Origin of the sequence: Anatilimnocola aggregata, from assembly GCF_007747655.1 — a bacterium.
Taxonomy (GTDB): domain Bacteria; phylum Planctomycetota; class Planctomycetia; order Pirellulales; family Pirellulaceae; genus Anatilimnocola; species Anatilimnocola aggregata.
On record NZ_CP036274.1, the window covers coordinates 2338337 to 2360690 of the forward strand.

A 22354-nucleotide genomic window follows, 5' to 3' on the forward strand; every position below is an offset into this window, starting at 1 on the left:
TTGCTCACAAGGACTTAAAAGTACACCCAAGAGGGCTCGAACCTCTAACCTTCGGTTCCGTAGACCGATGCTCTATCCAATTGAGCTATGGGTGCAGGCGGCTGGTGGAAAGGCTCCTGCCGGTTGCGAAGCACGTAGTTTAACAACCGCGGGCAGGAGAGGCAACACGGGCGCGAATGGCCAGTAACTAATTCCCTTGAGGCTCGCGGGTTACAGTTTGCCAGGAAAGTGCGAGGCAGAGGCAAGCGGTTCGTCGTGGGGCTTAGAATCGGCTGTTCCCACTCGTCGCGTTGACCCGTTCCAGCGGGCTGAAGATACTAGCGACTCTCACTTCCCCTTATGCCCCCGCCTCTTCGCCAGCCAGATCGGCCCTCGGGAGTTGTTATGCTGCACTCCGTTTTTACTGTTCGTAACCTCGCCCTGCTGGTCGCGGTCATGCTGATGATCGCCCCAGTTTCAATCGTCAACGGTCAAGAGAAAGGCCAGCAGGCTAAACAGGAAACCCCGAAACGGCGTCCAAATATCGTGTTCCTGCTGGCGGATGATTTGGGTTACGGCGATCTCGGTTGCTTTGGTCAGGAGAAGATCAAGACACCGCGGCTCGATCAATTAGCTCGCGATGGCATGCGGATGATGCACCACTACTCGGGGAATGCGGTGTGTGCCCCCTCACGCTGCGTGCTAATGACGGGCATGCACCCCGGGCATGCGATTGTTCGCGACAACAAGCAGATCAAACCGCAAAGCCAGTTTCCGCTTCCCGGCGGAACGGTCACATTGCCCAAGCTGCTGAAAGAGGCCGGTTATGCGACCGGTGCCTTCGGCAAATGGGGGCTAGGGGGCGAGGCAACGACAGGCGAGCCGATGAAGCAGCACATCGACCGCTTCTTTGGTTACTACTGCCAGGGCGTTGCCCACAATTACTATCCCACATTCCTCTGGACCAACGACCAGCAGTTGCCGCTCGATAACCCAGCCTTCCCTGCCCGCGCCAAGTTGCCCGCTGGTGCTGACATCAATGATCCGAAGACCTACGCGCAGTTCAGCGGCAAGCAGTTCGCTCCCGACTTGATCGCCGATGAAGCGGTGAAGTTCATTCGCGACCACCAGGGCGAGCCCTTCTTCTTGTTCTTTCCGACCACTATTCCTCACCTCGCGTTGCAAGTGCCCGAAGATGGTCTCGCCGCGTATAAAGGTGCCTTCCCAGAAGACCCGCCCTACGACGGCAGCAAGTCGTACTTGCCGCATCGCACACCTCGAGCCGCGTATGCCGCGATGGTCAGCCGACTCGATTCCCATGTCGGTCGGATCTTCGATCAGATCAACGAATTGGGGCTCGACGAAGATACGATTTATGTCTTTTCTTCGGACAACGGCCCGCTCGACAATCGCTTCGGCGGCACCGATACCGACTTCTTTCAATCGAAGCGAAATCTCCGCGGCTTTAAAGGTTCGCTCTACGAAGGGGGCGTGCGAATGCCCACGTTCGTTCGTTGGAAAGGAAAGATCGAACCTGGCACGACCAGCTATCGCGTCACCGGCTTCGAAGACTGGTTGCCGACGCTGCTCGATCTGGCGGGACTCGCCAGCGCGATTCCGGAGCTAATCGACGGCATTAGCTTTCAACCCACGCTCGAAGGGCAAGTGCAGCCCGCCCGACCATTTCTCTATCGCGAGTTTCCTGGTTATGGCGGCCAACAGTCGGTGCGCGTGGGTGAATGGAAAGCCGTGCGGCAAAAGTTGGCTCAAGGACCCGCTGCAATCGAACTCTACAACATCCGTCTGGACGAAAGCGAAACGAACGACGTCGCAGCCGCGAACCCAGACATCGTCGCGAAGCTGGATGCCATCATGAAAAAAGAGCACCTACCTTCGATCGACTTTCCGATTAAGGGACTCGGCGACCCGGTACCAGCCACGCCGGCAAAGAAAAAGTAACGCTGCTCTCAAAGAGAACTATGGATTCCTCACCCCTGGAAATTGCCAAGCAGTTCGTCGCGGGCGAAATTTCGCCGGAGCAATTTCGCGATCTGCTGTATAGCGACGATCGCTTCGAAGAATTGCTGACGACCGACCCGAATCTGAAGCGGCCCAATTATGTGCTGCTGGCCGGCAGCGCGTACCACTTCGTCATCTCACAGGATTTTGGAGATGTCAGTGGGATTCTCAACGCGCAGCGGGCGCTCTGCGATTTCTTCAAGCGGAACCAGATCGAGTACGAGGCCACCGACGACTACTCCGACCTGCACGATGTCTATCACGATGCCCAACCCAAGTGGCTACAAGTCGATTCGCACTGGATCAGCAAAAACCTGATGCCGCTGGCCGAAGGTCGCAAAGGCAGAGCTCTCCAGCATTGGCTAAAAGAAGAGCTACACCAGCGCTTTCGGTTTGCCTCGAAAGCTCCCAAGTGGCTGCGCTCGCCGAACTGGCCTATTGGACCCAATGGTCCGCTGGTGTTCCTCGGGCAAGTGAAGATCGAAGACTACTTTCCCGATAAGGCGGCAGCCTACGTCTTTTACGACCCGGTCACTCGCGAGACCAAGACGATCATTCAGCTCTAGGAATGCCCGCATTCCGAGCGTCTAGATCTTGCTTGTAGGCCTTCATAGCGGCCACTTAACGCTGCAGATCAAACCCAGGGACTGGTGCGAAAAATAGAGTTTTGTCGTTGCTGCCGACCCATGATGCCGGCAACAAATGGGTTGTGCTCTCACGATGAAAAGCAGCAGATGGGTGCCACTCTTGAGCCGGCCCGCGAGTTACAGAAATTTGGCGGGCCGCAATCACAACGGTCCAAATCGCTAGCGAGAGAACGGCCAGCGAGAGTATTACCACAGAAAATCGATTGGTGAGCATGAGCTACCTCACCTACGGAACCTGACGAGCCGCTTGCTGGGCTTCGAGGTCGTTCTTATAGGCCTTCATGGCTGCCGCTTCACGCTGCAGCTTGAACTCAGGGCCCGGCGCAAAATATTGGATGTCATCCTGAATGTAATAGCCACTGGGAAGGGTTTGGCCTGCCTCGGTGATTTGGCAGCCCGTGTTGGCTACAGCCACGATCGCCAAGCCGGTAGCGGCCAGTGTCATTTGCATCCAGCGGTGCGAGGCAGTCTTCATGGCGAGCATCTCTCCCAGTCGCAAGGCCCACCATCGGGCCTCGGTTACGATTGAACCAGCGTTGCTAGCGAGCCAGCTAGTACCGAACGGCAAATTCTGCGCGGTCGATACAACCGGACCTCTCAACAGCAGTGAATATCGGCCCGCCCGTTGGCTGACTTTGACGAAAGCAACGATTTTTCGGGATTTGGGACGATGGAAGCGAACGGGAGACAAGGTGACAAGGAGAGGGGGTGAAAAGGATTAGGATGTAAGTCGTTACCGGGTATAGGTTCCTGCCCAACGATCAACCACAGCTCGAGCCGCCTGACTGAAGCAGACAAAAACACGAACTTCAGTTCCATTGCCTGCCTGCCCGGGTGGCGATGGCCGTCGCCAGATTGAAAAACCACCCCCGATCACGACTTGCTGACTAGGGGGCCTGACCGCTACACTTCTGGGTTCGCAAACGACCGAAATCGGTTCGGATTCTCTGGTTATTGATTTTGTTGGGATAAGTTCACATGGGTGTTAAGAAGACGGGTCGCGGACGGCGGAAGTTGGGTCGAAAAAAGCGGCGGATGCGGGCTCGCATTCGTCACCGCAAGTAATCGTCGGCACGTTTCGGCCGGCGCAGTTGACTTGAGTTCACCGCCGGAACGAAGTTGTTTCGGCCGTTGGCTACTGGCTGCGCGAACCGAATGCGGGGGCATGTATGATCGATCTGGCTGCACCGAACAAACCACGCCGGGCCTCCATGCCCGCCGACGTGAATCTGTGCGAGCATTGCACGGCCAAGTGCTGCAAGTACTTCGCCCTGCCCATCGATACTCCCACCGAGCCGAAGGATTTCGACTACATCCGCTGGTACCTGCTGCACGATCGGGCGTCGATCTTTATCGACGACAATGTCTGGTACCTGCTGGTTCATACCACCTGCCGGCATCTGCAAAGCGATAATCGCTGCGGCATCTATTTTACCCGGCCGCAAATCTGTCGCGACTACCATACCGACGGCTGCGAATACGAAGACGACTGGACCTACGACCACTACTTCGAAACGCCCGAGCAAGTCGAAGAATACGTCGAGGCTCGTTACGGGCGCGGCAAAGGCCCCGGCGATCGGAGTCAAAGCATTCGCAGCCCGCGCCCCATCGGTTTGCCGCTGGTTTCGTAGGGTCCGCTGTGCGGACCATAATGCGTGCAGCAGCAAGTACGAACTTTGCCCGTTGCGCCGTGTCCCTCGCTTCATTGAACCTAGCGCACCTAATGGTCCGCATCGCGGACCCTATCACGATGTCCAAATCATTGATTGAACCACGTACTCTCGCCGGCTTTCGCGACTATTTGCCCGCGGCAATGATTCCGCGCGAGCGCCTGATTGCGACGGCCCAGCGCGTCTATCGCTCGTTCGGCTTCAGCCCCATCGATACGCCGGCCCTAGAATATCTGGAAGTCCTCACCGGCAAAGGTGGCGAAGAATCGGATCGCCAACTCTATCAATTTGAAGATAACGGCGGTCGCCGCGTCGGTATGCGGTTTGATCTCACAGTCCCGCTCGCTCGCTTTGCAGCCCAGCATGCGGCTGAATTAGGAACTCCCTTCAAGCGGTATCACATTGGCATGGTCTGGCGCGGCGAACGAGCCCAGCGTGGCCGCTATCGCGAGTTCATGCAATGCGACTTCGACACCATCGGCACCAAGAGTGTCGCTGCCGATATCGAGACGGCCGTTGTCATTCACGAGTTGATGCGGGCTATCGGCTTTAACAACTTCACGATCCGCGTCAACAACCGGCAAGTCCTCAGTGGACTGCTCGCCAAGTTGAATCTGGCCGAGAAGAGCGTGCCGATCCTCCGTGCGCTCGATAAGCTCGGCAAGATCGGCCGCGAAGCAGTGGCCCAGGAAATGATGACCGCTGCCGAAGCGACTGCCGAGCAAGCCGAGCAAGTCCTTAAGCTGGCGGAACTCTCCGGCGATAGCGACGACATGCTCCAGCAGTTGGGCGGATTGCTCGCCGGCAATGCCCAAGGCGAAGAAGGAGTCGAACGCTTGCGGCAGATCCTCCGCGGTGCCCAGGCCAGCGGAGTTGCCCCCGGCAAGTTGCAACTCGATGTCAGCATCGCCCGTGGGCTGGACTATTACACCGGCGCCATTTTCGAGACCTTCCTCGGCGATCTTCCCACCATCGGCAGCGTCTGCTCCGGCGGTCGCTACGATAATCTGGCTGGGCTCTTCACCAAGCAGGAGTTGCCCGGCATTGGTGCGTCGCTCGGTCTCGACCGCTTGCTCGCCGCCATGGAAGAACTGCAACTGCTCGAAAAAGTCAGCACGCCCGCTCCGGTGCTGGTCGCCTTTTTCGATAAGGACCGGCTGAACGACTATCTGCAGATCGCCGCCCTCATCCGCCACGCTGGCATCGGCGTCGAACTCTTTCCCGATGCCAAGAAGCTGGGCCAGCAGTTGCAGTACGCCGATAAGCGAGGCTTCAAGCTGGCCATCATCGCCGGCTCGCGCGAACTCGATTCGGGTATCGTCCAGGTGAAGAATCTGGCCACGACGGCGACCGAAGAAGTCCCACTGGAGATGCAGTCGACTGAGCCCGGGCAGTCGCTTGTTACCACCTTGCAGCGGCTGCTAGCGACCTCATAACTTCGCTGACCGGCAGACCTTCTTGTCCGGTTGTGCCGGATTCTCCATTCTTCCGGCATCTATCAATTTTCCGGCTCGTAGCGCCGATGATGGTGGTAGCAATCGTGCCGAGTCGCGCCCGTCGCCCGCAACGACGTTCGCCCGCGGCCTGTTGCTCCGCTTTCGCTCCCGCGGCGATCGCCGAGATCTCGACCCAGACGCTGCTCAAGGATGATCCGCTTATGCGCAATCTCGTCTTCGTGGCCTTGCTGGCCACTGCTGCCCTGAGCATGGGCTGCAACGGAATTCATAAACGTCATGGCGGCTGCTCCGGCGGTGCCTGTGGTGGCCAATGCGGCCACGGCGGTCAATGTGGCGGCGGCCAATGCGCTGCCTGTGGCGGCCACGGCCAAGGTGGTGGCTATGGCGACCAGGGGGGCGGTTACGCTGGCCAAGGTGGCTGCGGCCCCGGCGGCTGTGGTGGACATGGTGCCCACGGCGGAGCTGGCGGTCACGGCGGTCACGGCGGCCTGCATGCCGGCACCCGTGGCATGCACGGCGTTCCACATCACTTCAGTCGCGAATACAACGGCCCGCAAGGACCGCAGTCGGCTCAAGTCGCTTATCCCTACTACACCACTCGCGGCCCACGCGACTATTTCGCCAACAACCCGCCGAGCATCGGCAACTAACGCCGCTTGCTCGATCACGTAAAACTCCAGGGGGGAGACTCCGGCGATTACCATCATTGGTGATCGCCGGTTTTATTTCTTGCCTCGTGAACTGGAAGGACGATTTCGATGCGACTCTTCTCCGGCACAACCTGGGACCAGCCACCCAAGTGCGACCGCTGCGGACTCCTCGAAACCGAGTGCCAGTGCCCCGCGCACCTCAAGTCCCTCCTGCCGCCGGACAAGCAAACGGCCAAAGTCACGGTCGAGAAGCGAAAAAAAGGAAAGCTGGTCACCGTCGTCCGCGGCCTGGCACCCACCGAGAGTGACCTCCCCGCACTCCTCACCAAACTGCAAACCAGCTGCGGCGCTGGTGGTTCTGTGCAAGCCGATGCGATCGAGATTCAAGGCGATCATGCCGAGCGCGTGCGCGATTTGCTCCGTACGATTGGCTATCGCGTGGGCTGAGCGCGCTTGACCTTCGTCCGCGCTGGCTTTTTCTGAACAGGCGATTTCTGCTTCGTTTTCTTCTCCGCCAGCAGGCCGGTAATCTTCCGCCCGGTCACGCAGAGCGGGACTTCGGCCAACTCGGCCAACGTAACCCACCGCAGGCTCGGCGGGGCAAGATCGTCGGCAACCTTGCCCGAAACATACCGCGCATCGAGCACTTGCAGCGTGATGCGATACCGGGTCACGCCGTGGCGCGTCGTCGTCAGGTGCGCGATCGGTTCAATCTGCACACCCAACCAACTGGCCAAGTGCTCGCGCGCACTCGTCAGCCAGGATTCATCAGCGACTGCTGCCGAAGCAAACCGTGGAAAATCCCACAGGCCCGCCCAACGTTCGCCGGGTTGGCACTGCCGCACCAAGAACTTATTGCCGCGCCGCACCACGACTGCTGTCTCGGTGAGGTCGGTGTACTCCGTCTTCTTCGCGGCCAGCGGAATCTCTTTGGTCAGTCCTTGCGCTCGCGCCGCGCAGCAGACAGCCACCGGGCACGTCGCGCACTGCGGTTCTCGTGGCGTGCAGATTTCGCTGCCGAGCTCCATCAGGGCCTGGTTGAACGCGCCGCACCGCTCGGCGGGCAAGATGGCTTCGGCCACCGACCACAGCGTCAGTTGCGACTGCGTACTGCGCGGATCATCGCGCAGGGCAATCAACCGGCTCAGCACGCGAATGGTGTTGGCTTCGAGAATCGGCAACCGCTGGTCGAGACCAATCGACAGGATCGCGCCTGCCGTATAGCGCCCAATTCCCGGCAGCGCGCGGACCGCTTCATAACTGCGCGGAAACTCCCCCCCATGCTCGGCCACCACCTGCTTTGCGGCTGCATGCAACTGCCGCGCACGGCGATAGTAACCCAGTCCTTCCCACAATCGGAGGACGCGCGCTTCGTCAGCGGCAGCCAGCGTGCGAACATCGGGAAACGCGGCAAGAAATCGTTCGTAATAGCCGACGACGGTCGCCACCTGCGTTTGCTGCAGCATGATCTCGCTGACCCAGATGCAGTACAAATCGCGCGTCCGTCGCCACGGCAAATCGCGCGCGGCACCATCGAACCACGTCAAGATCGAGCGGGCCAGTTTGCGCCTCAGCGGCGCGGAACGGAGCAAATCGTCGGCGGGTACATCCATGATGTTCGGTGGCGTGCCTTAGTGCGGCCAGTTGTTCGTGTAGTCGATCTTCGCGGTGGTGCGTTCTTTATCGGCGATCCAGCGGAACAAGTAGTGGATCACCGCAGGACGCAGTTCATCGACCGCCTCTTGCCAGGTGCGCGTACCGGGCTTAACTTCCAAGCAGGTGATCAAGTGGACGCCGAAGGTCGTTTCGACCGGCGGGCTCACTTCGCCCACTTGCAGTTGATAGGCAGCGGCCGAAAAGCTCTCGGGCATCGGTTCGCGGCGCTTGATCCAGCCAATATCGCCCCCCTTGGTGGCCGTGGGGGATTTCGAAAATTGCTTCGCCGCATCAGTGAACGGCAGTTTCTTCTCGCTAATCTGCTGGCGCAGATCGGCTGCCTGCTCGCGCAGTTCTTGCCACGCTGCTTCATCGGCGTTTTTGGGTGCGGCGAGCAAGATGTGAGCAACGTGCAGTTCGCTGCCGTCGTACTCGCGGCGATTCTTCTCGAAGAACTTCTGCAAGTTCGCGGCCGTCAAATACCGATCGAGATACCGCTGCCAGGTCAGTTCCCACCGCTGCTGCTCGCGAAATTCGGCCGCCGTCTGCCCTTGTGCCTGCAAATAGTCGGGCAGCTTGATCGACTCCGCTTCCAACTTCTTCAGCAGGCGGGCTTGCACCAAATCGACATCCTGCTCGCTGGCCGCCTGGTTCGATTGCGCGAGCCATTGCAACACCAGTCGCCGGTCGATGGCATGCGCCAACACTTCTTTCTGAATCGCCTCGCGCTGCGCCGGCGTCAACTGCCGGTCCTTCACCACCAGGGCCAACTCTCGTTCAAGCTGCGCGGTGCTGATGGCCGCGCCATTCACGGTGGCGGCAACTGCCGGCGCTTTCACCTCTTGCGCACGGGTCTGACTAAGCACGACAAGCGACAACATTGCCGCCGTAGTGACAGAGCGAACAAGTAGCCAACTCATGGGAGGTCGATTCCCTTAAGTTCGAATTCGACCGGAATGCGAATAATGGCCGCGGGTGTTTTGTAGATGAACTTGTAGCCGGCCGGCGACTTGGCATCCCCCAGGTCGAACTTGTACGACAGCCCCACTTCGTTCACGTCGAGCAGGTTGGCTTCGAGCCCCGCCTGTTCGATGCGGTTACCTTTGGGATCGAGCAGGTAGGACTCGTTGTTGTAGATCCAGCCCCGATGCGATTCGAGCGCGGCCGCTTTGTCGAACCTGACCCGAATCTCGACGTCGTAGATCTCGTTGTTCTTGCGGCACTCTTCGACGGCCACCGTCACGCCCCCGCGCTCTTGCTCCGCCTGTTTGATTTTTTCCAGGTCGGTGAATTCAAACGTCTCGACTCGCCCCAGCACCGTCGCCATGAGTTTCCCCTTCATCGAGGCGATCTGCTTCACGGCGCGTTCGGGGGCAGTTAGCGGAAAATCCATTTCGATCCCGGCGTTGGTCCCTTCGACGGGAAACTCCAGTTCACCTTGGCTCCCATCGAGTTCCAGCTTGTTTTTTCGTCCTTGGCTTCGACTTCGGCCAGCGGCTGCTGCAGCACAATCGGCCGCGGCTCCCAGGCCACATCGACCGTCAACCGCAGCGAACGACTGGCCGGGTTCTTCAGATTGCGCACCGCTTCGATCCGGCTCGGCTCCAGTCGAAATAGCCCGCTATAAAACGCCTGCCCTGTTCGCTTCAGTGCGGCCCCATCACGATTGGTGAAGGCGAGTGCCGAAGCTTCGTCGTCGTAGTCGTACAGCGAGAGTTCCGCCGCATCGAGCACCGTATCGAGCGCCTGCCAGAAGGGAACCTTCTCCAAGCTGACCTTGATCTTGGGGTTCTTCTCTTCCTGGTTGAAGCGTTCGCGATAATCGACAAACGCATTGCCGGTCTGCTCGGTGATTTTCTTCAAAGCTTCGAGCACATTCATTTCGCCATCGAGCGAAACGGTTGCGGGCCTGGTGGCTGCTTCGACGGCAATCTTGAGCAGCGCGGCGCGCACGCGCGTCAGGCGGTTGCGAACTTCGGCTGGCGTTCGATTGTTGACGACGGGCAAATGCTCAAGCACATCGGCCCCGAGCGCGACCAACTCTTTCTCGGACGCATCGCGCTGGGCCAGTTGATTGCTATCGAGTTGCTTGACCAACACGCGCACCTTGGCCGTTAAGGCTTCGCCGGCGAGTGGCTGCTCCGCAGCAGGCGGTTCCTTTGTGGTGAAGTAGTGTCGGCTTGGGCGAACAAGAGCCCGATGACGAGTAACGTAGCGTTCACGATGAGATACCTCCGCGGGAGAGTTCCCTGATGAGCAACAGTCGCCTGACTAGATTCAGCTGTTGCAGCGCATTGTAGCAGCCTGCGCAGCGCGATATAGCTGCAGCGATTACGCGGGGAGTTCTCCGTCTTGCAGTTTTTAGGAAACCCGAAGCGTCAGCGAGGAGAGTGTTTGTCGTCGGTTTGAGTTGTTTTCGCTGTCAGGCCATTCGCTTCGGTCACCTGCAATTCGCCACGAGCATCGATCGAACGAATCACGACACATTTCTGTTCTGTGCTTCCCGATCGCTCTCCTCGCTGACGCTTCGGGTTTTCTGACGAAGGCCAGCGCGAATCGTCACCAACTGACGGCAAGTTTGCTATTTATGACGCTCGTTGCCGTCGCTGGGCTCTTTTCTTTTTGGCGAGCAGGGCTTGGCGTGCTCGCCGCTGCTGACGGTTGAGGGGTGGGACAATCTGATCGAGCGAAGTTTCTGCTGGTTCTACATCAGTCGTTTGTGGCAAGTGAACATCTTCCGATTGAAAATCGTCCCGTTGAACAGTTGCGAAGATCGCGCGCTTAGGGCGCGACTGGGCGATTAGCTTCTCGTGCAAAGTAGTCTCGCCGTCGTCAGTTGCGTCATCGGCCTTGCGTTTCGCTGCGCGCCTAAGTTCTTCTGCAGGCGGAGTAGCTGAACAGTCCTCGTTCGGGGGGCTGGGTTTCTGAGAACTGGGTTCCTGAGATAGGTGCTCGGGCAGGGCAGCTGCAATCAATCCGGAGAGTTCCGAGGCCATCAGCGTTCCGGCCAGTTGAGTCAAACGGGCCCCCACCGTCAGATAGCGGGCTTCGCCGCAACTTTTCCCATGGTCGAAGTTCGCGTCGGCATTCGGCCCGGCAACTCCACTTCGCGAATGATGGTCTGCGGTCCTTTCGAGTCGCGAAACGAGGTCATCGCCTCGCCGATCAGCACATCGAACCGCTCAGCTGCCAGTTGCCTGGCCAGGGCCAATTGGCGCTCGCGTGCTCGTCGTTGGCGGCGACGGGGACCGCCTCCAGCAGAAACTCGGTAACCGCGCGCAATCACCTGGCAGATGCGGGTCTGCGACAGGCTCAGCGCTTTCGCGATCAGCCGCGTCGTATGCATCTCGATCTTCGCCAGCCGATAAATTTCGAAATCCCGTCCGCTCGGCGGCACCTTCGCTTCCGCAATCATGGTTCTTCTCCCGGCAAAAAGAATGACTCGTTTTGCCGATTGAACCACAGGCCCGTGACACCTCTGGTCACGAGCGGGAGGAAAAATAACCAGTCGCGCTGGCAAACCAACTGCCCGGCGTCGGGAGGTTTTTCGGGCGAGTTGACCATGTCTTCAGCCGCCAGCCGCTTCGTACAATCAGGCTGTCGATTTCAAGACGCCCCGTTTCCAGCAAACCGTTATCAAACCACCAACTCATCCCCCATGCCCTCGCGCCCCACAACTCGTTTCACTGCCCAGGGACTCGCCAAGTCCACGCGGCTGAATGCTGTGCTGAAGAAGCAATTTCCAGCTTGGGGCCGCCAGGCTGTCGAGCGCGTCATCGGCAGTGGCAAAGTGAAACTGAATGGGCGGGTCGTCAAGTTGTCGTCTTGGGAAGTGAATAACGGGCGACCGCTTGGGAGATTGCCGATCCTCCAGCAGACAAGACGCCGTGGCAACTGCCTGGGATGACGCCTGGCTGATTCGCCGACGAACCGGACCTGATTGCCGTCAACAAGCCGGCGGGGCTCCTCTCGGAGGCGACTCGCTTCGCCCCGGCCGAAGGGCTGCTCGAATTGGCCCAGGCCCGCTTTGGCCCGCTGATTCTGTTTCATCGCCTCGACCGCGATACCTCGGGCATCGTCATCCTCACCCGTCCCGGCCCGGTCAATAAATATCTCGATGCTGCTTCAAGGCGCACACCGTTCGCAAGGAATACCTGGCCGTCGTCCCCCAGCCCAATCAACTCGCCGACAGCGGCACCATCGACGCCTTCCTTGGTCCTCATCCCACGCGGCGCGATCAAATGGCCGTCGTCACTCGCGGCGGCCAGCGCGCCGTCACGGGCTACGCCATCGAAGCTGCCACGAACAACCGCCAACTCGTTCGCCTCTTCCCCGAGACTGGCCGCACCCACCAGCTGCGCGTCCATCTCGCCCACCTCGGCGCCCCCATCCTTGGCGACCGCCTCTACGGTCCTCAGCCACCGACTCATCCGCGCTTACTCTTGCACGCCGAGCAAATCTCACTCCCTGCCGCTGACGACTTCCCCGCTCGCACGTTTGACGCTCCCGTCCCCTCGCCTTTTGGGACGATTGAACCGCACTACGTCATTACCACGAATGCAACGGCTACCTTCTATCCCAGCGCTTGGGTCAACCGCATCGATAATCGGAACGTCCAGGTTCATGTCTGCTACGGAACAGCAGCGCAACTCTTTCGCCGCTTCCAGGACTAGTTCAATGGCCCGGGCCTCGTCATCGTCACCTGGTGCCAAGTGGCTGCGCACGACTCGTGCGATGTCGCGCAGCGGTGTGTGCGCCTTCTATTTCAGCATCGTCAATGGTTTCCCCCAGCGTCTTCTCAATCTCGATCACGATTTCCACCAGCGTAATAAACTGGCTCCAGCCGTCGAAGTCCGCGCGCATCCGATTGCCTTGATCGTGCAGCGGCTCTCCACAGGCAGGACAACTAGCACGGAGCCTCAATAAATCCGCGACAATTTGCAGTGAATTAACCCGAGCAATGAGGACAAGTAGTCTCGAGAGGATCACGGTACTTCATTTCACATAGCCGCCGAACAATGAGGCTAACTCGCTCGCCCGGATGCTGGGCGAGTCGGAACCGGATTGTAACTTGACCGATACGAGTGAGCCAAACCGATGAGTCTCAAGCTTGTCCGATGCATTGAACCCAACGCTTACTAACCGCCGCAGTCAAAGTTCAGTTCCGGGGCAGTACAGCGACCACAACTGTCATAATGGCTGTCACTTCGTGGCGGGAGATCAACCATGAAAATCGTGCTAGCGCTGCTGTTCGTTAGCGGTTCCATCGTCGCTACCACCAATGCTGCCGACGTCCCCGCTGATGTTCTCGATCTCACCGCTTGGAAACTAACCCTTCCCGTCGATACCGCACGGGCTGGCTCGCCGGATGAAGTGAAGCAACCCGAACTCAACGCATTCAGCGATGCAAAGTGGTTCTTCGTCGATCCACTGGCCAAGGGAGTGGCCTTTCGCGCGGCCTGCGGTGCCGATACGACGAAGAACTCGAAGTTCCCTCGCAGTGAATTGCGCGAGATGCAGCCCGACGGCAAGTCGAGCGCCAGCTGGGGAACGAACGATGGCCTTGTTCACACGCTGACCGCGACGCTTGCCATCGCGCACACGCCAGAGAAAAAGAAGCACGTCGTCTGCGCTCAAATTCATGATGCCGACGACGATCTGATCATGATCCGACTGGAGGGAACCAAACTGTTTGTCGAGCGAAAACTCGACCGGCGAGTGGAACTTGCCAAGAACTACCAGCTGGGTCAGTTTTTCGATCTGAAAATTGAAGCGGCTGACGGTCACGTGCGAGTCTGGTACGACGGCACCGAAAAATTGGACTGGCCCGTCAACCGCAGGGGCTGCTACTTCAAAGCGGGTTGCTACACGCAGTCGAATCTCCAAACAGGAGACATGCCCGCTGCCTATGGCGAAGTCATCATTCGCAAGTTGGCTGTCACCCACGCTGCTCAGTCGCTCCGTGACTGAGTCCGTAGTCCAGTCACTCCGTGACTGGAACACACCACACCTGGCCTAAATGCCGCCAGCAGGAAAAGCGAGTCATGGAATGACTCGTCTACGGTGCTCAGTCACTCCGTAACTGAGAGGACTGTCAATTCGCTGGCCGTCTGCAATAGTCATGGTGGAGTAATATGAAAATGCGAGTCATCGAATGACTCGCCTCCGGTGCTCCGTGACTGATAGAACCGTCCAGACGTACGTCTTGCCCATCCAGGCTCCATTTGCCAGACTGGCACGTGGATTATTGGTCCATTTGTGGGGAGTTCGCTGCGATGAAGTGTTTTGCGTTTCACTTGATGCCCTGGGATCGCCTGCCGCAGAATTTCGACGAGCAGTACGATTCCGCCTGGACAAGCTTCCAATTCACTGTACGACCCGTCACGGGCACACGCTCTACAACCGCTTTCTGGACGAACTCGTCCTGGCCGATACGTTGGGCTTCGATGGCGTCTGCGTCAACGAGCACCATCAAAATGCCTACGGCACCATGCCCAGCCCGAACCTGATGGGTTCGATTCTGGCGCGGCAGACCAACGGTGCAAAATCGCGGTCATCGGCAACGCGCTGCCCCTCTATAACCCGCCGACACGCGTCGCGAAGAGTTTGCGATGATCGATGTCATCAGCGGCGGCCGACTGATTGCCGGTCTCGTCGTCGGTGGCGGCCCCGAGTACTACAGCTTTTCGATCAACCCGACCAACGCGCGCGCCATGTACACCGAAGCGCTCGATCTGGTGGTGCGAGCTTGGACGGAGCCCGGCCCCTTCGAGCACTACGGCGAGTTCTGGAAGCTGAAGTATGTGAATCCTTGGCCGCGGCCCTTGCAGCAGCCCCACCCGCCGATCTGGATTCCCGGTGCGGGAAGCAAAGAGACAATCGAGTTCGTGCCGAACGCCGCTATGCCTACATGGCATTCCCTATTTTCACGTCGACTTCTTCCAACGCAACTTCGATATGTTCGCGAAGCGTGCCAGAAGAACGGCTATGAAGCCGATCCCGAGCAGTTGGGCTGGCTCTGCCCGATTACGTTGCCGAGAGTGACGAGAAAGCCTGGGAAGAATACGAAAAGCACTTCATGTTCTTCGCGCAGAAGTTGCTCAAGGCCTGGTGGTCTTTCCGCCTGGCTACACCAGTCCGCGGTCGCTCGTGGGCATTCATCAGGCCTTGAAGAAGTTCCTGATGAACGTGAAGACGCGGCAGGAAATCGAAGACGGCGCGTATGCCATTGTCGGCAGCCCTGCCACCGTGCGCGATAAGCTCGCCATTACATCAAGAAGCTCGGCGTGGGTAACCTGCTCGGCCTCTTCCAAATCGGCACACTCCCCGCTGATCTGACGAAGAAGAACATGACCCTCTTCGCCAGCGAAGTGATGCCCGCCCTCCAAAAACTGAACGTCCGAACCGAAATGGCTGCGGCGGTCTAAAACTCGTTTCGCATTTTATTCTGCATTCTTCGTTTTGCATTCTGCATTCAATCTGCAATGGTAAACACTCGCTTCATCAACGTTGCCGGCAAAAAGACTCAGCTGACGGAAGGGGGAAGTGGTCCGCCGCTGCTGTATTTGCACTCAGCTGGGGCGAGACGGAATGGATGCCCTTTCACGAGGAATTGGCGAAGAGCTTTACCGTGTTGCTCCCCGCTCACCCGGGCTTTGCCGATTCGAAAGGCTTGGAAGACGTTCGCGATGTCACCGATTACGCCTGGCATTACGTCGACCTGCTTGCCGAGTTGAAACTTTCGAATGTTCCCATTGTGGGCTTCTCGCTGGGCGGTTGGACCAGCCTGGAACTGGCAATCTTGCGCCCCAATCTGGTCAGCAAGTTGGTGTTGGTGAATTCGGCTGGCATCCGCCTGCCCGATGCCAAAATGGGCGAGCTGTTTATCGACGATCTCGACCAGATGCGCGAGTTGGTGTTCCTCGATCCCAACAATCCGGCCGCAAAACTGGCGATGCCCAGCAATCTCGAAGATCCGCGCATCCTCCATTGGCTCCGCGCGCGAGAAGCCACTGCCCGCGTTGGTTGGAATCCTTATCTGCACAACCCGCGACTCGCTGCTCACCTGCGCCGCATCGCGTGTCCAACGCTCGTTCTATGGGGACGGCACGACAAGCTCATTCCGCTCCCCTATGGTGAGTACCTGGCGAAAGCGATTGCCGGGGCCAGGCTCGAAGTGTTCGACGACAGCGCGCACATGCTGCCGTTCGAACAGCCCGCCAAGTTTGCTGCGATTGTGAAAGCGTTTGTGCTGTAGGGTCATGCTGATGCCCGAATCAATCCTGCCGGTTGTCACGCACAAAGTTGCCGATCTGCCGCTTGCCGATCGCCTGCTGGTGCAGGCCGCGCTGACGGTTCGCTTGCGCGCGCATGCGCCCTACTCAAAGTTTCTAGTTGGTGCCGCGCTGCATGCGACCGAAGGTAAACTCTTCAGCGGCTGCAATGTGGAAAATGCTTCGTACGGATTGACCAACTGCGCGGAACGGACGGCCATTTTCTCGGCAGTAGCCGCGGGCGAAAAAACATTCTCGCGCCTCGTCATCGCTTCGGCTGGCGGTGTAACTCCTTGCGGCGCATGTCGGCAAGTGCTGGCCGAGTTCGCACCCAATCTCTCCATCCTGCTTGTCGACTCCGACCACCCCGAACAGGCGATCGAAGTCAATCTCGCCCACCTATTGCCCGGCCGCTTCATCTTTGACCGCTCGTAATATTCTTCACCTGTATTCTTCACCTTGTCACCCCCTCTCCTTGTCCTGCCTCCCGACCCCGCCTGTAACACTTCTCACGCCACCGACCACCTGAGTTATACTGCTGGCATGGCTAAGAAACGTCGTCGCCGGCGCGTGCGCGAGATGCCGCAAGAAGCCTCGTATGTCTGCGATGCGTGCGGAGAAGAAATTGTTATTCCCATCGATTCGACCCAAGGGGCCGAGCAGTCCTTTGTCGAAGATTGCCCGGTTTGCTGCCGGCCTAACATCGTCCATCTCGATATCGAGCCCGATGGTTCCGCGCGCGCTTGGGCTGAGCCTGAATAGCGCGCTGGCAATTGGTTTCTGCTTGGTTGCCGTATCAATGGCAGCCGCGCAAGCGACTCCTCGCTATCAAGGACTGCTGCAAAACGGTCAGCGAGTGCAGGGCAAAGCACTGGCCGATTGGCACGAGCCCCAGCGAGTTCCCCGGCTCGATGGCCAGCCTTTATTAGATGCCGGCAATCCCGCCCGCTGGCTGCGCGATCGTTCGCAACCGTTGGCAGAAGTCCCCGCGGCCTGTGTCGAAATGCACACGGGCGACTGTTTGCCGGGAAATACCTTGCTCGCGCAAACGGGCCTGGAGTCGAAAGACGAGCCGTGGCCCGCGCATCTGGTGGTTGAGCCCCGCGTTCATCTCGAACCGACCAAAGAACGCCCGGTGCCGCGCCTGCGCGTCGAGACTAGTTACGTCCGCCGCATCATTTGGCAGCGCCGGCGCAAGCTCGATTATCAGCCCGGGAATCTCTTTTTTCGTGATGGCCGCACGTTGCAATTTCAAGCCTATCGGCTCGATGGGACCACCGTGCAAATCTTGCTTGAGGAAGGAGCCCGCCGCGTTCCTTTTTCCGATATTTCTGAACTGCACCTGCCAGCCGTTCCTAACCCGTGGCGTTTGCATTTCGATGAACTGGCAACCTTGTGTACTAAGCCTGAGACCCGCTTGTGGCAATTCGAAACGTCGCATGGTTTGATTGTTACCGGTTCGCCCGAGCGTTTCACGCCCCGGTTCGAAGGGAACGGTAACGACTCGATTCGCTGGGTCCACGCGCTACAGCCGGCGTGGTCGCTCGATCCACTTTGGATTCCCGTTCGCGATATCGCGACCTGGCGCTTCTTCAGCCAGACCGAAGTTCCCTTGCAACGCGCGTTCGAATTGCAACGTGGCCAGGCAGCAGCGCAGGCCAGTGCCCGCTGGGAGAACAATCGCAACATCCTGGGGGGGCCACTGCGAAGTCTAAAGACCGATTTCGGCAGCGGGCTCGGGCTACAAGCGCCGGGACGATTGTCTTTGCCCTTGCCGCTGGGCTGCGTTGCCGTCCGGACGCAAGTTTGTCTCGATCGGATTGCTGGCCGCGGCGGCTGTGCCCGGGTGCGAATCAAAACCAACGACGGCAAGCAACCGGCAGAACCTCAACTGTGGGAGAGTCCGCTGTTGCAAGGTGCCGAAGTGGTCGCCGATACAGGCAGGCTCACGCTGCCTGCGATCATTGCCAACACTGCTCCTCATTTAATTATTGAACTCGATCAAGTGCACGAAGGGCGCCCTAGCGGCGCTGACCCGCTCGATATCCGCGACCACGTGAACCTGGGCGACGGCTGGCTGGAGTTTGACCCCGTGGTGGTTCAGCAGGAACTGGCTCGCCGTCGCACGCAGCAATTCATCGCTTGGAAGAATTGGGATGTCTCGCCCGCGCTAGGTGCGACGACTGAACAACGCGAGTTGCTCGTCTCGCAAGAGCGCCGCAATCTCGAGCGGCGCGAAGAAGGTTTTCAACCGGCCGTGCAAATGAAGGATCGGCCCTTAGTCCTGACCCGCGAACTTGCCATTCAGCCCAACGATAAGTGGCTGGTGGTCGCGGCTAGCCGCTTGCGCAACCAAGGACCACCGGGCAAAATCGAAGTCCGCATTGCTGGCAAGTTGGCTGCCGAACTCGAAGTTCCCGAACTGCGCACGTCACCCAATGACACACCGCCGCTGGTCGTTTCATTGGCTCCCTATCAGCAGACAAATCAACAATCGCTCCCGATCGAAATCCGTCAGCTGCCTGGTCCAGCCGACGCCTCCCCCATTCGCTGGCGGGCGATTTATACCGCACACGAGGCTCCCCTGACGTGCGCGTTGTACGAAGATGGCTCCAAACTCACGGCGGAAGCGTCGAGCGGTGCGAGCAGTGCTACGTACATCACGGCCGATCGTTTTTCCGGGCGCGGCTCCTTACAACTGACAGGCAACGGACTCTATCGCCTCGGCTTGCAAGCCTCGCTGATGATTCGCGAGCGGCCAGAGTGGGGCGAGTATCGCTTCGTCAGGTTCGCCGTTCGTCGGCCGCAAAAGCAAAAGAAAGAAGCGAAGGGCCGACTCTCGATCGAGTTTCAACCCGCTGCGGCGGGACGCCGTCCCTATCGTCTCGATACCGGCAAAGGCAAGCCCGCATATGATTCGGCCGTGCGAGTTTGGGATGGCGACCTGCCCGAGCACTGGATTGTGATTACTCGCGATCTGTTCGCCGACTTCGGCGAATTCGAACTGCGCGATGTGCTCCTCAGTTGCTTCGAAGGCGAGGGTGTAGGGGTCGATCACATTTTCCTCGGCCGCAGCCCGGGAGATCTTGATCGCTTGCCGCTGCGAGATTCCTCGTATGAAGATGCCGCGACAGCCTTGAAGTTGTGGCCCAACGACATCGCCAAGCGAATGGGCCCAGCGCTCGTGGGCATTGAGTTTCGCGACGGTCGCTGGACAGGTGGCGTCGTAATCAAGTCTGACGGCGAGATTCTGGTTCCCGGCCACGCGCTCGGTTCGCCGAACGAAGACGTGACCGTGCACACGCACAACGGCAAGACCTTCGCGGCGAAAACGAAAGGCATCTGCCGCGAGCGCGACTTGGGGATGGTGAAAACCGAAAAGTCGCCAGGGTTCAACTCGGTTCCCTTCTGGGACCAACCCGAAGCGAAACTGGCCGACGACTATGTAGCCATGCTGTTACCCGCGAAGTTGAGCGGTGGCTTTCAACTGCAAGCGGTGCAGGCCGAAGTGAAACAAGCAGTGCGCGGGCAGATGTGGAGCACACTCGACGCAACCGATTGGCAGCCTGGCGGTGTGCTGTTTCATCGGCACGGTTACTTGATGGCACTTAACGTCGGTCGGCATCCACTCGGCGGCCTGTTGTTCGAGCGGCCCATCCAAGGTGGCTTGCCCGATCCTGTCGCCCGCATGCGCAACGGCGAAGTTTTCGGCAGTTGGACCGCAGGAAGCGAACCACTACTCGGGTTCACGACCATCGAGCACGAGAGCGAACTTGGCCCCAAACTGGTGGTCGGCGAGATTCAGTCGCCTCAGGCAGCTGCGGCTGGCCTCAAGCCCAACGACGTGCTTTTGAAGTGCGAAGCACGCACGTTGCACAGTTGGCCAGACTTGATCGCCAGCATCGAACAGAAAGATGCCGGCCAAGAGATCACGCTCGAAATCGACCGCAGCGGCAACAAGCAGCCCCTCAAGCTAAAGCTTGCTCGCCGCGTGCCGTAGGCCTACTCGAAACGGTCACTCGACGGTCACGCTCTTGGCGAGGTTGCGCGGCTTGTCGACGTCGCAGCCGCGGTGGACGGCAACGTGATAGGCCAGCAGTTGCAGCGGGACGATGTTAATCAGCGGCGAGAGGAATTCCTCGACCACTGGGACGTAAATCACATCGTCGGCCAGCCGTGCGATTTCCTTGTCACCCTTGGCAGCAATGGCGATGACCGGCCCGCCGCGAGCTTTGATCTCTTCCAGGTTCGACATCACCTTGTCGTAGACGCCGCCCTGTGGCATCAGGAATACGCTCGGGGTGTGTTGATCGACAAGTGCGATCGGTCCGTGTTTCATTTCGGCCGCGGGATAGCCTTCGGCGTGGATGTAGCTGATTTCTTTCAGCTTGAGCGCCCCTTCCAAGGCCGTGGGAAAATTGAACTGCCGGCCGAGATACAAAAAGTTATTGGCGTGGGCGTACTTCGCGGCAATGCGGCGAACTTCGCCGTTCACTTCCAGCGTCTCTCGTACCAGGTCTGGCAATTTGCGCAGCTGCGTGATAATCCGCTGACCCGCTTCGTAGCTCAGGTGCCGCAACCGGCCGAAGTAGAGGGCGAGCATCGTCATCACGGCGACTTGCGAGGTGTAAGCCTTGGTCGAAGCGACGCCAATTTCTGGTCCCGCGTGCAAGTAAACGCCGCCATCGGCTTCATGGGCGATGGTGCTCCCCACGACATTGCAAATCGCCAGCGACGGATGACCTTTACGCTTCATCTCACGCAGGGCAGCCAGCGTATCGGCCGTTTCACCACTTTGGGTCAAGGCGAATAACAGCGTCCCTTGTTCGACAGGCGGATTGCGATAGCGCAGTTCGCTGGCATATTCCACTTCGACCGGAATGCGAGCCAGTTCTTCAATCAGGTACTCGCCAACCATCGCGGCGTGCCAACTGGTGCCGCAAGCAGTCAGGACGATCCGGTTCACGTTTCGCAGTTGTTGCGGCGTGAGGTTCAGGCCACCGAAGACGGCCGTCGCATCGACATCGCTCAAGCGGCCACGCATGGCGGCGGTCAGCGAGTCGGGCTGTTCGTAAATTTCTTTCAGCATGTAATGCGGAAAGCCTTCGAGGCCGACATCATCGACTTCCATCTCGAGCGACTCCACCGCATGGGCCACGATGCCCAGATCTCGTTCGAGCACTTGCAGCGAATCGGCCGTGATGACTGCCAGTTGCCGATCGGCCAGATAGACAATCTTGTCGGTGCGACCGGCGAGGGGCGAAGCATCGCTGGCGACCCAATATTCGCCATGACCGACACCCACCACCAGCGGGCTTCCTTGTCGCGCGGCGAAAATCACGCCCGGATAATCGCGGAGCAAAATGGCCAGGCCATAGGTCCCACGCAACTTACCGGTGGCCTCGTTGATGGCAGCAATTGGAATGGCATAAGGATCGCGAATGCACGATTCGCCTTGCGTCCCCTCTGCTTGCTGCGCCCGATGCTTGGCGAGGCAACTGGCGATGAGGTGCGCGATGGCTTCGGTATCGGTGGCCGAGACGAACTCGTAACCTTCTTCTTCCAACCGTTCTTTGAGGACGCGATAGTTTTCGATCACGCCGTTGTGTGCCAGGACGACGGCATCATCGCCACCCCGATGTGGGTGAGCATTGACTTCGTTCGGTACGCCGTGCGTTGCCCAGCGCGTGTGCCCAACGCCGACGGTGCCGGGAGCCCAGTGGCGTTTCAGCTTTTCGGCCAGGGCATCAATGCGGCCCACGGCCTTCACAATGTGAATGCGACGATCGCTCGAGACGGTGGCCAGCCCGGCAGAGTCGTAGCCACGGTATTCCAGCCGGCGAAGGCCGTCGATCAAAAATTCAGCTGCCTGACGGTGCCCGACGTAAGCGACGATTCCGCACATGAGTCGATCCTTGTTCCTGTTCGCAATATTCCACTGACGAACTGGCCATTGCCGCCCGCTTTGGCCTTTAAGTCGTTTCCATTCTGAAGTTTAGGTCG

General features: G+C 59.1%; 23 protein-coding genes, 1 tRNA gene and 1 pseudogene. 16 read left to right on the forward strand and 9 right to left on the reverse strand.

All coding sequences use genetic code 11. The features are described from left to right. Positions 1-21 precede the first annotated feature (21 nt). Positions 22-95: transfer RNA gene (locus tag ETAA8_RS08900), tRNA-Arg, on the reverse strand. A 289-nt stretch (positions 96-384) separates the two neighbouring features. Here ETAA8_RS08900 and ETAA8_RS08905 point away from each other — a divergent pair. Both ETAA8_RS08905 and ETAA8_RS08910 read left to right on the forward strand, forming a co-directional pair. Then, on the forward strand, positions 385-1938 hold the full coding sequence (locus tag ETAA8_RS08905; RefSeq protein ID WP_145087603.1) for an arylsulfatase: 1554 nt from the start codon (positions 385-387) through the stop codon (positions 1936-1938). Positions 1939-1958: 20 nt separating this feature from the next. Next, on the forward strand, positions 1959-2564 hold the full coding sequence (locus ETAA8_RS08910; RefSeq protein WP_145087604.1) for a hypothetical protein: 606 nt from the start codon (positions 1959-1961) through the stop codon (positions 2562-2564). A gap of 307 nt (positions 2565-2871) precedes the next feature. On the opposite strand, the gene ETAA8_RS08915 is transcribed toward ETAA8_RS08910, so the two are convergent. Beyond that, positions 2872-3120 (reverse strand): hypothetical protein, encoded by a 249-nt coding sequence (locus ETAA8_RS08915; RefSeq protein WP_238397707.1) that lies wholly within the window; start codon positions 3118-3120, stop codon positions 2872-2874. Between the two features lie 694 nt (positions 3121-3814). Between ETAA8_RS08915 and ETAA8_RS08920 the strand changes: the two genes are divergently transcribed. The 4 genes from ETAA8_RS08920 to ETAA8_RS08935 all read left to right on the forward strand — a co-directional run bounded on the left by ETAA8_RS08920 (position 3815) and on the right by ETAA8_RS08935 (position 6869). Continuing rightward, positions 3815-4276, forward strand: coding sequence for a YkgJ family cysteine cluster protein (locus ETAA8_RS08920; protein WP_145087606.1), 462 nt, complete (start codon positions 3815-3817; stop codon positions 4274-4276). Between the two features lie 131 nt (positions 4277-4407). Then, complete coding sequence (gene hisS, locus ETAA8_RS08925) at positions 4408-5751, forward strand: histidine--tRNA ligase (RefSeq protein ID WP_145100325.1); 1344 nt, start codon at positions 4408-4410, stop codon at positions 5749-5751. 86 nt (positions 5752-5837) lie between these two features. Then, complete coding sequence (locus ETAA8_RS08930; protein ID WP_145087608.1) at positions 5838-6422, forward strand: hypothetical protein; 585 nt, start codon at positions 5838-5840, stop codon at positions 6420-6422. Positions 6423-6530: 108 nt separating this feature from the next. Further along, complete coding sequence (locus ETAA8_RS08935) at positions 6531-6869, forward strand: translation initiation factor (RefSeq protein ID WP_145087610.1); 339 nt, start codon at positions 6531-6533, stop codon at positions 6867-6869. On the opposite strand, the gene mutY is transcribed toward ETAA8_RS08935, so the two are convergent. The 5 genes from mutY to ETAA8_RS08960 all read right to left on the reverse strand — a co-directional run bounded on the left by mutY (position 6854) and on the right by ETAA8_RS08960 (position 11493). Further along, a complete protein-coding gene (mutY, locus tag ETAA8_RS08940; RefSeq protein WP_238397708.1) occupies positions 6854-8035 on the reverse strand; it encodes an A/G-specific adenine glycosylase in 1182 nt (393 codons plus the stop codon). The two genes, ETAA8_RS08935 and mutY, sit on opposite strands and share 16 nt — an antisense overlap. Positions 8036-8053: 18 nt before the next feature. Beyond that, complete coding sequence (locus tag ETAA8_RS08945) at positions 8054-8998, reverse strand: peptidylprolyl isomerase (protein ID WP_145087612.1); 945 nt, start codon at positions 8996-8998, stop codon at positions 8054-8056. Next, positions 8995-9471, reverse strand: a complete 477-nt coding sequence (locus ETAA8_RS08950) for a hypothetical protein (RefSeq protein ID WP_145087613.1) — start codon at positions 9469-9471, stop codon at positions 8995-8997. The genes ETAA8_RS08945 and ETAA8_RS08950 overlap by 4 nt, the downstream gene beginning before the upstream one ends. Next, a complete protein-coding gene (locus tag ETAA8_RS08955; RefSeq protein ID WP_145087615.1) occupies positions 9456-10178 on the reverse strand; it encodes a hypothetical protein in 723 nt (240 codons plus the stop codon). The genes ETAA8_RS08950 and ETAA8_RS08955 overlap by 16 nt, the downstream gene beginning before the upstream one ends. A gap of 934 nt (positions 10179-11112) precedes the next feature. Then, positions 11113-11493 (reverse strand): hypothetical protein, encoded by a 381-nt coding sequence (locus ETAA8_RS08960; protein ID WP_202921691.1) that lies wholly within the window; start codon positions 11491-11493, stop codon positions 11113-11115. Positions 11494-11640: 147 nt separating this feature from the next. On the opposite strand from ETAA8_RS08960, the gene ETAA8_RS34485 reads away from it, so the two are divergent. The 3 genes and pseudogenes from ETAA8_RS34485 to ETAA8_RS08970 all read left to right on the forward strand — a co-directional run bounded on the left by ETAA8_RS34485 (position 11641) and on the right by ETAA8_RS08970 (position 12751). Then, entirely contained in the window at positions 11641-11985 is a 345-nt protein-coding gene (locus tag ETAA8_RS34485; protein WP_202921692.1) for a S4 domain-containing protein, read from the forward strand. Between the two features lie 32 nt (positions 11986-12017). Further along, a pseudogene (locus ETAA8_RS35875) lies at positions 12018-12170 on the forward strand (pseudouridine synthase); the annotation flags it as partial. Between the two features lie 17 nt (positions 12171-12187). After that, entirely contained in the window at positions 12188-12751 is a 564-nt protein-coding gene (locus ETAA8_RS08970; RefSeq protein WP_145087621.1) for an RluA family pseudouridine synthase, read from the forward strand. Between the two features lie 25 nt (positions 12752-12776). Here the strand turns inward: ETAA8_RS08970 and ETAA8_RS34490 are convergent, their stop codons facing one another. Beyond that, positions 12777-12941: a hypothetical protein gene (locus ETAA8_RS34490; RefSeq protein ID WP_202921693.1), complete on the reverse strand. Its 165-nt coding sequence runs from the start codon at positions 12939-12941 to the stop codon at positions 12777-12779. 363 nt (positions 12942-13304) lie between these two features. Here ETAA8_RS34490 and ETAA8_RS08975 point away from each other — a divergent pair, with 363 nt between their 5' ends. The 7 genes from ETAA8_RS08975 (at position 13305) to ETAA8_RS09000 (ending at position 20351) form a co-directional block, all read left to right on the forward strand. Beyond that, entirely contained in the window at positions 13305-14048 is a 744-nt protein-coding gene (locus tag ETAA8_RS08975) for a polysaccharide lyase family 7 protein (RefSeq protein WP_145087623.1), read from the forward strand. A gap of 641 nt (positions 14049-14689) precedes the next feature. Next, complete coding sequence (locus ETAA8_RS34495; protein ID WP_202921694.1) at positions 14690-15337, forward strand: LLM class flavin-dependent oxidoreductase; 648 nt, start codon at positions 14690-14692, stop codon at positions 15335-15337. A gap of 27 nt (positions 15338-15364) precedes the next feature. Continuing rightward, positions 15365-15505 carry a hypothetical protein gene (locus ETAA8_RS34500; RefSeq protein ID WP_202921695.1) on the forward strand — a complete coding sequence of 47 codons (141 nt, stop codon included), beginning with the start codon at positions 15365-15367 and terminating at the stop codon, positions 15503-15505. Positions 15506-15672: 167 nt separating this feature from the next. Continuing rightward, a complete protein-coding gene (locus tag ETAA8_RS08985) occupies positions 15673-16335 on the forward strand; it encodes an alpha/beta fold hydrolase (RefSeq protein ID WP_238397709.1) in 663 nt (220 codons plus the stop codon). Between the two features lie 10 nt (positions 16336-16345). Next, a complete protein-coding gene (locus ETAA8_RS08990; protein ID WP_145087625.1) occupies positions 16346-16786 on the forward strand; it encodes a cytidine deaminase in 441 nt (146 codons plus the stop codon). A 108-nt stretch (positions 16787-16894) separates the two neighbouring features. Then, positions 16895-17113: a CPXCG motif-containing cysteine-rich protein gene (locus tag ETAA8_RS08995; protein ID WP_238397710.1), complete on the forward strand. Its 219-nt coding sequence runs from the start codon at positions 16895-16897 to the stop codon at positions 17111-17113. A 37-nt stretch (positions 17114-17150) separates the two neighbouring features. Beyond that, positions 17151-20351, forward strand: a complete 3201-nt coding sequence (locus ETAA8_RS09000) for a PDZ domain-containing protein (protein ID WP_145087627.1) — start codon at positions 17151-17153, stop codon at positions 20349-20351. Positions 20352-20366: 15 nt separating this feature from the next. Here ETAA8_RS09000 and glmS read toward each other — a convergent pair whose 3' ends face one another. Continuing rightward, on the reverse strand, positions 20367-22256 hold the full coding sequence (gene glmS, locus ETAA8_RS09005; RefSeq protein ID WP_145087629.1) for a glutamine--fructose-6-phosphate transaminase (isomerizing): 1890 nt from the start codon (positions 22254-22256) through the stop codon (positions 20367-20369). Positions 22257-22354 lie beyond the last annotated feature (98 nt).

Coding starts and splice junctions, on each gene's coding strand:
- ETAA8_RS08905 (WP_145087603.1), top strand. CDS start 385: ATGCTGCACTCCGTTTTTACTGTTCGTAACCTCGCCCTGCTGGTCGCG.
- ETAA8_RS08910 (WP_145087604.1), top strand. CDS start 1,959: ATGGATTCCTCACCCCTGGAAATTGCCAAGCAGTTCGTCGCGGGCGAA.
- ETAA8_RS08915 (WP_238397707.1), bottom strand. CDS start 3,120: ATGAAGACTGCCTCGCACCGCTGGATGCAAATGACACTGGCCGCTACC.
- ETAA8_RS08920 (WP_145087606.1), top strand. CDS start 3,815: ATGATCGATCTGGCTGCACCGAACAAACCACGCCGGGCCTCCATGCCC.
- ETAA8_RS08930 (WP_145087608.1), top strand. CDS start 5,838: ATGATGGTGGTAGCAATCGTGCCGAGTCGCGCCCGTCGCCCGCAACGA.
- ETAA8_RS08935 (WP_145087610.1), top strand. CDS start 6,531: ATGCGACTCTTCTCCGGCACAACCTGGGACCAGCCACCCAAGTGCGAC.
- mutY (WP_238397708.1), bottom strand. CDS start 8,035: ATGGATGTACCCGCCGACGATTTGCTCCGTTCCGCGCCGCTGAGGCGC.
- ETAA8_RS08945 (WP_145087612.1), bottom strand. CDS start 8,998: ATGAGTTGGCTACTTGTTCGCTCTGTCACTACGGCGGCAATGTTGTCG.
- ETAA8_RS08950 (WP_145087613.1), bottom strand. CDS start 9,471: ATGGATTTTCCGCTAACTGCCCCCGAACGCGCCGTGAAGCAGATCGCC.
- ETAA8_RS08960 (WP_202921691.1), bottom strand. CDS start 11,493: ATGATTGCGGAAGCGAAGGTGCCGCCGAGCGGACGGGATTTCGAAATT.
- ETAA8_RS34485 (WP_202921692.1), top strand. CDS start 11,641: ATGTCTTCAGCCGCCAGCCGCTTCGTACAATCAGGCTGTCGATTTCAA.
- ETAA8_RS34490 (WP_202921693.1), bottom strand. CDS start 12,941: ATGCGCGCGGACTTCGACGGCTGGAGCCAGTTTATTACGCTGGTGGAA.
- ETAA8_RS08975 (WP_145087623.1), top strand. CDS start 13,305: ATGAAAATCGTGCTAGCGCTGCTGTTCGTTAGCGGTTCCATCGTCGCT.
- ETAA8_RS34495 (WP_202921694.1), top strand. CDS start 14,690: ATGATCGATGTCATCAGCGGCGGCCGACTGATTGCCGGTCTCGTCGTC.
- ETAA8_RS08985 (WP_238397709.1), top strand. CDS start 15,673: ATGCCCTTTCACGAGGAATTGGCGAAGAGCTTTACCGTGTTGCTCCCC.
- ETAA8_RS08990 (WP_145087625.1), top strand. CDS start 16,346: ATGCCCGAATCAATCCTGCCGGTTGTCACGCACAAAGTTGCCGATCTG.
- ETAA8_RS08995 (WP_238397710.1), top strand. CDS start 16,895: ATGGCTAAGAAACGTCGTCGCCGGCGCGTGCGCGAGATGCCGCAAGAA.
- ETAA8_RS09000 (WP_145087627.1), top strand. CDS start 17,151: ATGGCAGCCGCGCAAGCGACTCCTCGCTATCAAGGACTGCTGCAAAAC.
- glmS (WP_145087629.1), bottom strand. CDS start 22,256: ATGTGCGGAATCGTCGCTTACGTCGGGCACCGTCAGGCAGCTGAATTT.